The 14,079-nt window shown below is 47.4% G+C and carries 10 protein-coding genes; 3 read left to right on the top strand and 7 right to left on the bottom strand.

The genetic code is table 11. The features are described from left to right. Positions 1–62: 62 nt before the first annotated feature. Positions 63–1,268, bottom strand: a complete 1,206-nt coding sequence (locus tag HPS56_RS02865) for an MltF family protein (protein ID WP_172273559.1) — start codon at positions 1,266–1,268, stop codon at positions 63–65. Between the two features lie 235 nt (positions 1,269–1,503). On the opposite strand from HPS56_RS02865, the gene hisG reads away from it, so the two are divergent. From hisG to hisC, 3 genes are read left to right on the top strand one after another with little or no spacing between them, the layout of a single operon-like run. After that, complete coding sequence (hisG, locus tag HPS56_RS02860) at positions 1,504–2,355, top strand: ATP phosphoribosyltransferase (protein WP_172273556.1); 852 nt, start codon at positions 1,504–1,506, stop codon at positions 2,353–2,355. A gap of 48 nt (positions 2,356–2,403) precedes the next feature. After that, positions 2,404–3,690 carry a histidinol dehydrogenase gene (gene hisD / locus HPS56_RS02855; protein WP_172273553.1) on the top strand — a complete coding sequence of 429 codons (1,287 nt, stop codon included), beginning with the start codon at positions 2,404–2,406 and terminating at the stop codon, positions 3,688–3,690. Between the two features lie 12 nt (positions 3,691–3,702). Then, on the top strand, positions 3,703–4,743 hold the full coding sequence (hisC, locus tag HPS56_RS02850) for a histidinol-phosphate transaminase (protein ID WP_172273550.1): 1,041 nt from the start codon (positions 3,703–3,705) through the stop codon (positions 4,741–4,743). Between the two features lie 382 nt (positions 4,744–5,125). On the opposite strand, the gene HPS56_RS02845 is transcribed toward hisC, so the two are convergent. The 6 genes from HPS56_RS02845 to HPS56_RS02820 all read right to left on the bottom strand — a co-directional run bounded on the left by HPS56_RS02845 (position 5,126) and on the right by HPS56_RS02820 (position 14,017). Continuing rightward, on the bottom strand, positions 5,126–7,012 hold the full coding sequence (locus HPS56_RS02845) for a TonB-dependent receptor (RefSeq protein ID WP_172273547.1): 1,887 nt from the start codon (positions 7,010–7,012) through the stop codon (positions 5,126–5,128). A 185-nt stretch (positions 7,013–7,197) separates the two neighbouring features. After that, entirely contained in the window at positions 7,198–7,686 is a 489-nt protein-coding gene (locus HPS56_RS02840) for a hypothetical protein (RefSeq protein ID WP_172273544.1), read from the bottom strand. 17 nt (positions 7,687–7,703) lie between these two features. Continuing rightward, positions 7,704–9,896 (bottom strand): peptidase domain-containing ABC transporter, encoded by a 2,193-nt coding sequence (locus HPS56_RS02835; RefSeq protein ID WP_172273541.1) that lies wholly within the window; start codon positions 9,894–9,896, stop codon positions 7,704–7,706. A 5-nt stretch (positions 9,897–9,901) separates the two neighbouring features. Next, positions 9,902–12,205 carry a TonB-dependent receptor gene (locus HPS56_RS02830; protein ID WP_172273538.1) on the bottom strand — a complete coding sequence of 768 codons (2,304 nt, stop codon included), beginning with the start codon at positions 12,203–12,205 and terminating at the stop codon, positions 9,902–9,904. A 126-nt stretch (positions 12,206–12,331) separates the two neighbouring features. Beyond that, positions 12,332–13,654, bottom strand: a complete 1,323-nt coding sequence (locus tag HPS56_RS02825; RefSeq protein ID WP_172273535.1) for a radical SAM/SPASM domain-containing protein — start codon at positions 13,652–13,654, stop codon at positions 12,332–12,334. A gap of 102 nt (positions 13,655–13,756) precedes the next feature. Further along, complete coding sequence (locus HPS56_RS02820; protein WP_172273517.1) at positions 13,757–14,017, bottom strand: hypothetical protein; 261 nt, start codon at positions 14,015–14,017, stop codon at positions 13,757–13,759. Positions 14,018–14,079 lie beyond the last annotated feature (62 nt).

Raw genomic sequence — 14,079 nt, 5'->3', positions numbered from 1 at the left:
TGTCCCCCAAAAACAGGGAACAGGCCGTTTCTCACATTATATATGTTTCCGTGGCAAGACGGTCATGAGAATTTCCGCGACCTGTGAGAGGCCTTGCGAGGCTCCATGCCCGAATGTCCGGCACGTATGCCGCGCACTCCGCGGTATCCCTCCCATCGTTTACGTATTTTCTCCACATAGTCCACGGTCTCCGAGCCGCGCATGTATCCATTCTTCACTATCGAGTCGCGATAATACTCCGGAGTGCTGAGCAGAAGCACATACCGCGACACATCCTCCCATCGGCTGGCATTGCCGCCATGCTTTCCGGCAAGAGCCATGGCGTCACGTATGTGATGGTATCCTCCGTTATAGCTTGCGAGCACGAAGCTTATGCGCTCGTTACGGTCTTTTATGTCGGAAAATTTCCTGTCGAGCTGTCCCGTAAGCTTTGCCGCGGCGGCAATATTCTTCTCCGGGTCGTGTATATCATCAATGGATAGTCCGAGGTCTGAAGCTGTTGACGGCATTATCTGCATAAGTCCGCGCGCACCAGCCCACGAAACAGCCTGCGGATCGAAAGTTGACTCCTGATAACACTGCGCCGCCATGAGCCTCCAGTCCCAGCGGATATCCCTGCAGTAGGTCATGAACAGCCCGTCGTAGCGGGATATTACACCTCCGCTGCGGTTCAGCATGGGCGAATACACACGACGCTTCACGCTGCGGCCGTCCAGATACCGGCCTTCCTCCTTCCTCACCTCGGAGAGTATCTCCGGTGTGAACCACTCGTCGAGCGCACGGCACAGCTCCGGCTTTTCCGCCACGCTCACCCACACAGCCTCCTCTGAGCCACGCCTGCCGGCATTACCGGCTTTTTCCGCTCCGCCACCTCCGGCAGCAATCCTCACCCCGCATGGCACCAGAAGGGCCGCGCTGTCGCCCATGGCACGCAAATCGGCTTCTGTCAGCGGACAGGCTATCACATCGGCCTCGCCACCGAGCAGACGGGCCACCATCTCGGACGTGTCGCGACACACCTCCACACGGAGACTCACACCAAGACCGTCGGCAAAACGCTGGCATAGCATATAATGAAGGCCGAGCTTACGTCCGTGATAATCATAATAGGAGTCAGGACCGCCCGGAGTGAGCATTATCAGCTCACCGTTCGCCACAATCTGCGACAAATCAAAACATCCGTCCGAGCCTATGCTATCTTCCGTCACTCCCCAAGGAGCTTCACCACCACTGTCGCGACGGCCGCACGACATTAAGGCCGAAGCCATGATTAAAAATACGATTATTATTCTAATTATTATCAACATAATACGATTTGAATGCAAAAGTACACATTTTCTTGCACATTCTCACAGAAATAAGTAACTTTGCGTCCAAACCCAAATCGGTCATTGCAATGTAAAACGCATTAATCCGACATTTTACCATGTCTTTTCAATGACCGATTAGTATAGAAAAGAGATTGTAAACAACAAGATAATAAACAGTAAAACCCGAAAACTTATGTTACGTATTGCAGTACAGTCAAAAGGAAGGCTTTTTGACGACACTATGAATTTACTTTCCGAAGCCGATATAAAAATCAGGGCAGGCAAAAGGACCCTGCTCGTCGAATCATCAAATTTCCCGCTCGAAGTGCTTTATCTCCGTGATGACGACATTCCGCAAAGCGTGGCCACAGGCGTGGCCGACATTGGCATTGTGGGCGAAAACGAATATGCCGAGCGCTGCGAGGATGCAGAGGTAATATGCCGGCTGGGATTCAGCAAGTGCCGGCTGTCGGTTGCCATTCCGAAAGAGGCCGGATACAACGGGACGGTATGGCTTAACGGCAAGAAAATCGCAACGTCATATCCAAACATACTCAGAGGGTTTCTGAACCGCAAGGGTATCACGGCCGACATACACGTCATAACGGGAAGCGTCGAGATATCACCGGGAATAGGTCTTGCCGACGGCATCTTCGACATTGTAAGCAGCGGTTCCACACTCGTGAGCAACAATCTCAAGGAAGTGGAGACGGTGATGGAAAGCGAGGCGGTAATAATAGCCAACAGAAACCTCAGTGAGGAGAAAAGGCACATTCTGCAGGACATGCTTTTCAGGATTGAGGCCGTGAAGAATGCCGAAGACAAGAAATACATCAGGATGAACGTACCCAAAAGCCGCCTGCAGGATATCATCGGAGTACTGCCCGGACTGAAAAGCCCCACCGTCATCCCGCTTGCCGACGACGGATGGTGCTCGGTACACACCGTGCTCGACCAGAAACGGTTCTGGGAAATCATTGGAAGACTCAAGGAAATGGGGGCACAGGGAATACTCGTCACACCGATTGAGAAAATGATTCTCTGAAAGCATATCACAGAAAATGGCGCAGACAAAAGACAGAGACAAAACAACATGCATACAATACTATATCCGACAAAAGACAAGTGGGAAGGCATAACCGGCCGGCCGCACATCGACGCATCACAACTATGCGAGAATGTGAGCGCGATACTCAGCGAGATAAGGAAAAGAGGCGATGAGGCCGTGAAAGAATATGAGGAAATGTTTGACGGGATAAGGCCGGAACAGCTCGCCGTCACAGAAAAAGAGATGGCTGAGGCCGAACGGCTCGTCTCACCAGAACTTGCAGAGGCCATCGCCACAGCCCATCATAATATCCGGAAGTTTCACGAGTCGCAACGTTTCACCGGAAACAAAGTGGAAACCATGCCGGGAGTGGAATGCTGGCAGAAAAGCGTGCCAATAGAAAAGGTGGGGCTGTACGTTCCCGGAGGAACGGCACCACTATTCAGCACTGTGCTGATGCTTGCCACACCGGCTAAGATTGCCGGATGCAGGGATATAATAATGTGTACCCCACCGGCACGTGACGGAAAGATAAATCCGGCCATACTCGTGGCGGCACGCATCGCAGGAGTGAGCCGCATATACAAAGCAGGAGGTGTGCAAGCCATAGGGGCAATGGCATACGGAACGGAAACAGTGCCAAAGGTATACAAGATTTTCGGCCCCGGCAACCAATATGTCATGGCAGCCAAACAGCAGGTGGGCATTGCCGACGTGGCCATCGACATGCCGGCAGGGCCGTCCGAGGTGTGCGTGGTGGCCGATGCCAGCGCAACCCCTGAGTTCATTGCCGCGGATCTTCTCTCACAGGCCGAGCATGGGACCGACTCACAAGTGTTGCTCATCACCACCGACAGGCATCTCATAAGCAACGTAGAGAAAGAGATAAAGCAGCAGCTCGAAAACCTTCCGCGAAAGGAATTTGCAGAAAAGGCACTCGACAACAGCAAGGCCGTACTGGTGGAAACTCTTGACGAGGCTATGGAACTTGTCAATGCATACGCACCCGAACATCTGATAATACAAACGGAAAACTACAACGAGACAGCAGAAAAGGTGATAAACGCAGGCAGCGTGTTTCTCGGCAAATATGCCTGTGAAAGCGCAGGCGACTATGCCAGCGGCACCAACCACACCCTGCCCACACATGGCTACGCCACAGCCTATAGCGGAGTGAACCTCGACAGCTACTGCCGAAAGATTACATTCCAGCATCTCTCCGAACAGGGAGTGAGAAGCATCGGAAGAGCCGTGGAGATAATGGCTGCGGCCGAACAGCTCGACGGTCACAAAAACGCGATGACCGTCAGAATTGAACACATCAACAGATAAAAACAGAAGACAATGAGAAACTTGCAACAACTTACAAGACCGAATATTTGGAACCTCAAGCCCTACAGCAGCGCACGCGATGAATACAGCGGAAATGAAGCCACGGTATTTCTTGATGCCAACGAGAACCCATATAACTCTCCGCTGAACAGGTATCCCGACCCGTTGCAGAAGGAGCTTAAGAAGAAAATAAGCAAGATAAAGGGGGTGCCGGAAGAGTGCATATTCCTCGGAAACGGAAGCGACGAGGCTATAGACATGATATACAGGTGTTTCACCGTTCCAGGCGTAGACAATGTGGTGGCGATAGACCCTACATACGGCATGTACAGGGTATGTGCCGACATCAACGGTGTGGAATATCGTCCGGTGAGGCTCAATGACGACTACGACATCGATGCCGATGCAATCCTCGCACAATGTGACAACAACACCAAGGCCATCTGGATTTGCAGCCCAAACAATCCCACAGGCAATGATCTCAACCATGACGTGATAAGAAAGATTATAGAACGGTTCGATGCCTTTGTGGTGGTAGACGAGGCCTATAGCGATTTCTCCACACGCAAGTCGCTTAGATACGAAATAACCGAATATCCCAACCTCATCGTGCTGAACACCATGAGCAAGGCGTGGGGTTGTGCGGCCATACGCTTGGGCATGACATACGCACAGGCCGATGTCATAAGGATATTCAATAATGTGAAATATCCATACAACATCAACCTGCTCACACAGAACCAGGCTGCCAATATTCTCGACAATGCCATAAACGTGGAAGGATGGGTGAAAACCATCCTGCTCGAGAGAAGCCGCATGATAGAGGCAATGAAGATGCTGCCTATATGCGAGAAGGTATACCCTACAGACGCAAACTTCTTTCTGGCTAAAATGAACGATGCGCAAGGCGTTTACAACTATCTGACGGACAAAGGCATCATTGTGAGGAACCGCACGAATGTGGTGATGTGCGACAATTGCCTGAGAATTACCGTAGGCAAGAAAAGCGAAAACAACGAACTGCTCGGAGCACTGAGAACATACAACAAATAAACCATTCACAAAGCGGGGATATAATCTTCCCTTAGGAACAAGAGAGCCCCTCCGGCCCAAAAGGGAAGGCAAAGGAATGTGGAAACATAGGAATATATGCATACCCACGAGTAGGGACATGCCTTTGGCATGTGTCAGGCGATGGACAACCACAATAGGAATATATGCAAGTGAAAAAACGCTGTCACGAGTAGGGACATCGCTTCGCGATGTATACAGCGTTTAGTAATATGTCAATGCCTATGCGTCTGACACGTGCCGAAGGCACGTCCCTACATGTCGGATGAAAATCAAAAGACTGACTTAAGTCTAAAACGACCGCAACATAAATGTAAAGAGGGACATCGCAAAAAAAACGATGTCCCTCTTTACATTTATAATATCAAAACCTCAACCTAAATCCTCCCATTCCGGTGAATCCGGGCATCTCGTATCCTTCGTTTATAGTATAGTGGCGTCCGGTGATGTTGTCGAGCTTAGTAAAAATCTCAAGCCATGGAAGAGCATCGTATGAGAGCCTTATATTAAACAAGGTATAGTTCTGGCGTGCCACATCATCGGCAACATAAAGTCCTCCGATGCCTTTCATTTCCGCATCCACACCGAGCCTTGCCACCGGACGCCACGTCACACCGAGGAAATACTGGTTCTTCGGAGCTGCCGTAAGGTTGTCAATCGTTGTGTAAAGATAACTGTAGGTGCAACGGAGCGTAAGATTATCGGCAGGATGGCTGTGGGCACTCACTTCAACACCTTTATTTATAAAACTTCCGGTATTCACATTCTTCTGTCTCACCACCTGAATCATATTGTCGCCCTTGCTGTAGTATCCGGTAACATCGAAACCGAAATAGCGCGAGAATGTCTTACCCGCGCTCACTTCATAATTCATCATCGTCTCAGGATCAAGCTCAGGATTTGCCGTTGCATATAGATACATTTCGCGGAAAGAGGGATTGCGGTAGCCCTTAGCCAACGACGCCTTTATCATCCATCCTCCTGCCGGACGCACCGCAAATCCGCACTGCGGTATCCACTGCGTGTCGAAACGGTCGCTGTTCGACATGCGCAGACCGGCGTTAACGGTGAGGGAGCCGTTTATCAGTTCTTGTGAAAATGTAACATAAGGAGAATACTCCGTTATACTTTTGCGGCCTATGGTGGTAGGACGCGTGTTGTCCACGTGTGAGACTCCTCCCGAAACAGGAATCTCACCGGTATATGTGTCAAAATCGAATCCCATGGTGGCTGAAGCGCCCTCCCAAGGACGGAAATTCTGATATGCAAGTATTCCGAAACGGTCGTCAAGGCTGTGGAAATGACGCGGATCGTCAACATAATGGTTTCCGTAACTATAGTATACCCTCACGTTTCCGTCAGTATTTCCGTATGCGTTTCCTGCCGACAGCGAAGCCTCACCGCGCGTTATATTCTGATGATATATATCAGTGGACTCCGGATCCGAAAGCTTGGGATACAAAGGATCGTTTCCTGTAAAGTTCATCAGCGAATAGTCGGCACGCAGCTTCCAGCTGTCACTGAAATCGTATCCGAGCTTCGCATACAGGCTGCCCTGTTTGAAATCAAAGCCATCCGTCACACCGTCGGTACGGTCATACCCCAACGACACAAGCGATGAGAATCTGCCCATACGCACTGTGTTTGTCACCGATGACAGCCACGTGTCATACGACCCGTATTGCGAGGTCAACGTGGTATGCACACCATCTTTATCCGCATTCTTTGTTATCACGTTTACCACTCCTCCCATGGCATTGGAACCGTAAAGCACAGAGCCGGGACCTCGCAGCACCTCCACACGGTCGGCATATTCCGTTCCGTAAAAGTCTGCCACATGATGCGAGTATATGCCGGCAAACTGCGGCTGTCCGTCGACCATCATCAGCACGGCATTGGTCGGGTCGCCTCCCACCCCACGTATCTTTATGCCTCCGGAACCACCGTTGCTGATACCGAATCCGAAAATGTTACGCTCCGATACAAAAAGGCCCGGCACCTGGCCGGATATGGCCGACAGCAACTGTGTCTTTCCCGTTGCCTCTATCTGCCGGCCGTTAACCACCGACACCGTATACGGAAGCAGGTTCCTGCCCGTGGCACTGTTGCTGCCGGTCACCACCACTTCCCCCACCGGATGCGCACGAAGCGTGTCCGCAATGCCGGACGGACGTGCCGGCTGTACGCAGAATGCCATAAACAAAATGCCGGACGCTCCTGCCCTTAACAAACGATAGACTTCTTTTTCCATCCTGATATATATATATGAATATTATAACCGGCTGCAAAGTTAAACAATTAATCCGGCTTTCACCCTAAATGAATTACGTTTTATATTACCGTAATTACAGTGCGGGCATGCCTATACAGTATTATATCTGCATAAACATGCCCGCACTGCTCCATAAAGACAATGACGTCAGAGACATTACAGTCTCATTCCCTCCCGGAAATCAGTTCCAACAACGTTTTGTCACTTATATAGGTCACAGCATGCACCCTCATATTCAGCTTAAGTCCCAAACGCTCCATATCTTTTTCATCGATGCCGACAAAGACGTTGCAATAGTTATCACCGTTCTTGTCGGTAAGCATACCGGTAACGGCTCCCACCTTGCCTTCAACAACGGTTTTGTCATCACCTTCAAACATAAGGTTTACCTTACGTGAACCGAAGAATAATGTCCTGTGGCTATACGGTGTCTTCAGACAGGCATTATAAAACCTCTCGCCTGAAACGAGCCGCGTTTCTGTAATCCGACCGTCGGTCTCCACAGAAAACGGATAATGCACTGTGGATACAGCAACCAACATCAACACCACCAGAACGGTAATCACAGCCGTGCCGGTTCTCACAAGCCTGCGGGGAACTATTCCAATGACATTCCTCACCTTTTCGCTTCTCACTTCAATATTCTCTGCCATTCTCGTGTTTTCTTCAATCAATTACCCATTTCCAGTTGGTTTCTCACCAGATTGTAATATGCTCCATGCCGCGCGGTGAGCGACTCATGAGTACCCTGCTCCACTATACGACCCTTGTCCATCACTATTATCTGGTCGGCATTCTTCACAGTGCTCAGTCTATGGGCCACCACCACTACGGTACGCCCCTCATAAAACCTTGCAAGGTTGTCCACTATCGCACGCTCATTATTGGCGTCAAGAGAGTTTGTCGCCTCATCGAGGATGATGTATTCCGGGTTCTTATACACAGCCCTGGCTATGAGTATACGCTGCTTCTGCCCCTGACTCAGTCCCATTCCATCGCGGCCTATCTTTGTGTCAAACTTCATCGGCAGCGACATCACGGTATCCTTGATACAGGCTATCTCCGCAGCCTTTATCATCCGCTCTGTGTCAATATCCCCATCGTCCACGGCAATGTTTCTTGCTATTGACTCCGAGAAAATGACACCGTCCTGCATCACCACTCCGCACTGTCTGCGCCACCATCGCTTGTCAAGCTCGCACACCTCCATGCTTCCCACCATCACACGGCCTTCTTCCACCTCGTAATATCCGAGAAGGAGTTTCAGAAGAGTTGTCTTTCCGCTTCCCGACGCTCCCACAATGGCCGTCACCTTTCCTTTGGGGATATGCAGACTTATATTGTCAAGCACTTTTTCCTTTATATTCTTATCGTACTTGAAATTCACTTCCGAAAATCTTATGCCCAAGTCAGGGTCTTCGACATGCAAAAAGACGAAATGCCTGTTGTCTTCCGGAAACCTGCCATGTACATCGTTGATTCTTTCAAGGCTTATCCTCACGTCCTGAAACGAATATACGAAATCCATAATAAGCTCCACAGGGCGGCTAAGCTGCCCGATGATATACTGCACAGCCAGCATCATACCGAGCGTCATGTCACCGTTTATCACGGCCGTTGCCGCAACAACGGTTATTACCATGTTCTTCACCTCGTTGAGGAATATGCTTCCGGCCTCCTGACTCTGCTGCAGTTTCATGCTCTTCATCTGCACCTCAAACACACTCGCCTGCACATCTTCCCACTCCCATCTGCGGCGCTGTTCGCAGTTCTGCAGTTTTATTTCCTGCATAGAGTTTATAAACTCATACGTCTTGCTGTTGTTCTCCGCCTGCAATTCGAAAAGCTCATAGTCGAGAACCTTACGTCTGCGCAGGAAAGAAGCTATCCACAAGGCATACAACACACTGCCTGCAATGAAAATGATGAAGATGACACCGCTGTAGAAGTAAAGCACTCCACCGAACACAAGGAATGTGAGCACCGAGAACATCACGTTAAGCACGTTGCCTGTAAGAAATCGCTCCACACGCCCGTGGTCATTCATCCTCTGCATTATGTCTCCCAGCTGCTTCGTGTCGAAAAACGTCATCGGCAGGCTCAGAAGCTTTATGAAGAAGTCGCTGATAAGAGCAAGGTTCACCCTCATACTGATATGCAGCAACAGCCACCGGCGGATGAAATCAACAGCCGTACGGCTCACGGTGAGCATCAGCTGTCCCAGCAATATCAGCCATATAAAGCCTATGTCGCGCTGTTTTATACCCACATCGACTATAGCCTGAGTAAGAAACGGAAGAATGAGCTGCAGAAGACTTCCAAGGAGCAGTCCGAGTATTATCTGCCCGAAATATTTCCGATATGGCTTTATGTAGCCGAAAAGAAACTGTAGCGTGCGCTTCCTGTTCTTTTCCTTGGTATAGCCCATGCTCTGATAGCCCACACGGGGTTTTATAAACATGACTATTCCCTTTTCCTCACCATTGGTCTCCGTGCTCACCCAGCATTTACGGAACTCTTCCTCCTTATACTTCAGAAGTCCTTTCGCAGGGTCGGCGATATAGTATTTCCCACGGTGTATCCTATAGAGCACCACGAAATGGTTCTGCTTCCAATGGAGTATGCAAGGCAACGGCATGCTTTTCAGGTTTGCGGCCGGTATACGGCCGCAAACCGTATGATAACCTATTTTCGTTGCGGCCTCGCTGATATCGAGCATCGACACTCCGTTGCGGGTCGCCACACACAGTTCTTCCAGCTCGTCATAATCATAAAAACTGCCATAATACCGACATATCATCATGAGACATGTCAAGCCACACTGCATGGCATCATGCTGATGACAAAATGGAAACTTCTTCATATATTTCAAAGTTGCATTATGGCCGAGCCACCCTTCTCAACACTCAGGTTCTCACGGGTTGTCTTGCGGCCGAAGTCGAAGTTGTAAGAAAGTTTCACATACACCTGCTTACCCATACTGTCCGACACCGAATGTCGGTCGAAAGAATATGTGCCGTAATCGCCCCAATGTCTCGTATACGGATTATTGTCAAAGATGTTTTTGCATCCGGCCTCCACAAACAGCCCGTTCTTTCCCCATGAGGCAGTCAGGCCATAATTACAACGGCGTCTATACAGGGTAGAGTTTGAGGTGAGTAGCGTGCTTGGTGTCCCAAATTTGCCCGTAAACGTAAAGCCCTTTATAAAATATGCCGCACTCACTCTGCATTCCATATAATTATTGTCATCGCTATACAATCCGTTCACTTTCTGATAGTAGTAGTTTATGTTTGTCTGCAGCTGCAGAGACCTGTTGAAAAGGCTTTTCGAAAGCCCCAGACCTGCAAGCAACTGATGGAAATTACCGTCTGTAAGGAAAGTGTGCACCATTTTATCGCCTTCCTGGAAATAACGGTCCTTGATCAAATCGTCATGTCCTGTATATGTCACATAAAACGTTCCTGACGGTAAAAAATTCTTCGGTACGAAATTATAAAACAATCCGGCATCATACAGTTTCAATATTTTCAGATTCGGATTTCCTCTCATCAGTTCATAGCTGTTCACATACTGCTCAGTGGTGTTATATCGGCTCATGTTTGGTTCGCTCGACCCCATCGAAGCCTTCAAGTGTACATGATGTCCGTTTTTCATATAATAACTCACCATAAATGAAGGGCGCGGAAACAGCTTGGTCACAGTCTCATGCTCGCTTATCTGATACCTGTCTATGTATATTCCGGGCTGCACATACAGCCGAAACTTATTTGCTATCATTTGGGTATAGGAAGGAAGTATCTGGAAACCGGAGGATGTTATTTCCTGATAAGATTCTGTCGTTCCTCCATAGTCAACCTTACTCTTATCATAAAATCCCCAAAGGAATACATCCAGCGAATTGTTGTGGTTCATGCTCAGATTATACATCAACTTTACATTAAAATCATGACTGCTCTCACGGCTGTCGTTCAATACGGGCATCAGTTCCGTTCCCTCCACATAGTTTCTTTTATATCTGTTTCTTCCATACGTATAAAATAAAAAACCTCTCAATGAATGCCGCTTGTTGAACTTTGTATTGAAATACAACTGTCCGCTTGGTGTGATACCCTTGCTATATACATTCTGGTACAGTATTGACGATGGATACACAGCCGGCGAATAACTCACAGTAGAGAGCAGCGTGTTATAAGGGCTTTCGCTCCAGTTAAGTCCGGCCTGCGCGTTCAGATAAGTCTTTCCCAATTGCACCGACGAGCGGAAAACGCCATAGTGGGAAATATTCTTTGTGCGCCCGTCCTCGGGAACGGTAAGTCGGGTAAAACCTTCGTCAAGGGCATAATTGGCAGTTTCTGTTGTCTCTATCCCCGTATCCTTTGAAAAGTTTGTTCCTGCAAGAATAATGAAGTCGGCCTTTTTATGGTTTATCTTCGCCTGTATGTTATAGTCGCCTGTGGAATAAAGCCACCGTGTGTCGGTGCGCATGTCCACATATCCTCCATACTCATATTTCTTCACAATATAGTTAACTATCTTGTTCTGTCCTTCACCGGGAAACTTGTCGCCCGGCACATCATAGTATTCCACTCTGACCACATCTTTAGGGCGCAACTGGTTTATCTCACCCTGAAGCGCTTTGCGGCCGTCGATATAAAACGACACAGCCGACTTGTCGGCAGCCTCTACCGAGCCTGTGATTCTGTCTACAATAAGTTGCGGTATCATCATATTGAACAATAAGCTTATTCCAGAGTTTGCACCGTTCACCTGATTCTTCGTGGGAATGAAAACAAGATGGTCGTCCTTCATTATCTGTGTCTGTCCGTCAACGGTCACATTGGCCAACTCCACCGACTTTTCATTCAGCGTAACATTCACCTTTTGATCGTTTTCGCTCTTTATCCTTTTCCTTTTCGTCTCAAAGCCAACAAGACTGCACTCTATGTCTATGCTGTCGGCACCGGCCTTATATTCAATAGTGAACTTTCCGTTCTCATCTGCTTTAGCCCCTGAAACGGTTCCGTTGTTATTCAACGACACAGTGGCATTAGCCAACGCTTTGCCGTTTGCATCCACAACAGAACCGGATATAACATTATGGCCTTCTTTCTGGGCCATAGAGGAGAAAGAGAATAGGGAACAAACAAAAAATAAACTTATCTTTTTCATATTTTAATTGTTTTTGTTGGTTACTGATTTTTTATCTGACACACTGTGTTTTTATTATTTATGATAACAAATCACAGCATTTCTTTGCAAATATACATAAATATTAATCTTTACAAGAACAAAACGTCATTTTTCTTTCTGTTTTATATGAGATTTGTAAAACCTGTACATACTGTCAAGCAATGCCTCGTTATTATCTTTATATATGCAGCACAAATCATTGTCGGCCTTCTTCTCCATATTCTCAAGCCTCTCATGCGCACAATCATTAGAGCATATCGGCAAAAGCGGACATTTCCAGCATTCAGGTGTCATCACATGCGAGCCATATAGCATATATTTTCCGAGCAACGGCATATTGGTGTATTTCCTATCGGACACATTGCCTGTCTCCCTTTCTTTTTTGCCCAAATCCATCCAGCATTTGTAAATCTCACCCTTAGGACCTATGACATAGCTCGACAGCGATGTCGCACAGCATCCCCCTATACAGTGCTGCGGATAACTTATCGGATATCCGCGCTCTATCATCTTATCTCTTATCCGTGCAATATCCTGATTCTTAAGGAAAGGCGAGTCTATGCCCTCTGTTCCGCAGCCCTTGATTATTCCGGGATATACAAAGAGGTTTTTCTTTTCCGGAAACAGTTGTTTCACATAATCATAAACATCCATAAACTCATCCGCATTATTCTTGTCTATGTTCACCCTTACTGATATTGAGGTATCGGGAAACTCGCCTGCGAATTTATTAAGGTTTTCCATTATAACGTCAAAAGTGCCTTGTCCGTCGGGTCTTATACGTTTTTTATCATGGGTGGGCTTTTTTCCGTCCAACGTCACCTGCAAAGAATTCAGAGGGTATTCCTTGAACACGCCCCACCGGCTGCTGTCGAGCAATGTTCCATTTGTTATAATACCATGGTGAACAAGCTGCAGGTCTTCGGAAAGCTCTTTTATCTTTCCCATGAAACGCTCCATAATCTTTGTTCCGAGCATCGGCTCTCCTCCAAACCATGTAAGATACAAGTATTTGGCATTTACATGACTCTTTATGAATTCAACCACCTTGTCGCATGTCTCTTCGCTCATCATGCCTTTAGGTTTGATTGTCTCAAAACAATACGGGCAAACAAGATTGCACGACACTGTGGGAACAAGCGTGATGCTTATCTTTTCTTTAGAATATGCGTTCGACAAATGTTTCATCCTTATAGCATCGGCAACACTGTTGTCTTCCTCTTCTGTAGAGAGAATGCCCATGGAATGTAGCGTTGAAATTCGCTTCATAACTTCCTCGCTTTCTATTTCCTGCTTATGGGTCTCTATATTCTCTATAAAATTGTACACAAATTCGTTTATCCGCCAAAAATTGTTCTTTGCGGTGTTGTATACCAAATAATCATCGTTCCTGTGAATGAGGAATGTATATATGGATTTTCTCAGCATATTCTATATTTTATATGTTTCTTAAAAGAGTGTTGAAAAGTAACAATAAATAAATACAATAAACACCTATTACTGTTACACACTTTCAACACTCTCTAATTATTACTGTACTATTTCTGCTTGTAATTTACAGATTTCCGGTTTATATGTGCCACATATCATAAGATCTGCACATGTACCATAAATACCACAAAATTCATTTTTACCGCAATTGCCATTTATTGCACAAAAGCTATATTTACCACATGGCGGTGGCGACACCGGGCCACTACCGGTACCTCCCAAGACCATGCTCATCAGGTCTTGTCCAAACTCTTCGAAAGAAACCAAGGGCTCTATTTCAAAAAAATCATCGTTTGACATTGTTTTACTCTTTAGAAATTAATATTACACATTGTGGATTTTCCACAACAGCCTACTCTTAA

It is taken from the genome of Xylanibacter muris, from assembly GCF_013166605.1.
GTDB lineage: Bacteria > Bacteroidota > Bacteroidia > Bacteroidales > Bacteroidaceae > Prevotella > Prevotella muris.
Note: the sequence above shows the minus strand (reverse complement) of the source record. Positions and strands in the feature narration are given on the sequence as shown.

Coding starts and splice junctions, on each gene's coding strand:
- HPS56_RS02830 (WP_172273538.1), bottom strand. CDS start 12,205: ATGAAAAAGATAAGTTTATTTTTTGTTTGTTCCCTATTCTCTTTCTCC.
- HPS56_RS02835 (WP_172273541.1), bottom strand. CDS start 9,896: ATGAAGAAGTTTCCATTTTGTCATCAGCATGATGCCATGCAGTGTGGC.
- hisG (WP_172273556.1), top strand. CDS start 1,504: ATGTTACGTATTGCAGTACAGTCAAAAGGAAGGCTTTTTGACGACACT.
- HPS56_RS02840 (WP_172273544.1), bottom strand. CDS start 7,686: ATGGCAGAGAATATTGAAGTGAGAAGCGAAAAGGTGAGGAATGTCATT.
- HPS56_RS02820 (WP_172273517.1), bottom strand. CDS start 14,017: ATGTCAAACGATGATTTTTTTGAAATAGAGCCCTTGGTTTCTTTCGAA.
- HPS56_RS02825 (WP_172273535.1), bottom strand. CDS start 13,654: ATGCTGAGAAAATCCATATATACATTCCTCATTCACAGGAACGATGAT.
- hisD (WP_172273553.1), top strand. CDS start 2,404: ATGCATACAATACTATATCCGACAAAAGACAAGTGGGAAGGCATAACC.
- HPS56_RS02865 (WP_172273559.1), bottom strand. CDS start 1,268: ATGGCTTCGGCCTTAATGTCGTGCGGCCGTCGCGACAGTGGTGGTGAA.
- hisC (WP_172273550.1), top strand. CDS start 3,703: ATGAGAAACTTGCAACAACTTACAAGACCGAATATTTGGAACCTCAAG.
- HPS56_RS02845 (WP_172273547.1), bottom strand. CDS start 7,012: ATGGAAAAAGAAGTCTATCGTTTGTTAAGGGCAGGAGCGTCCGGCATT.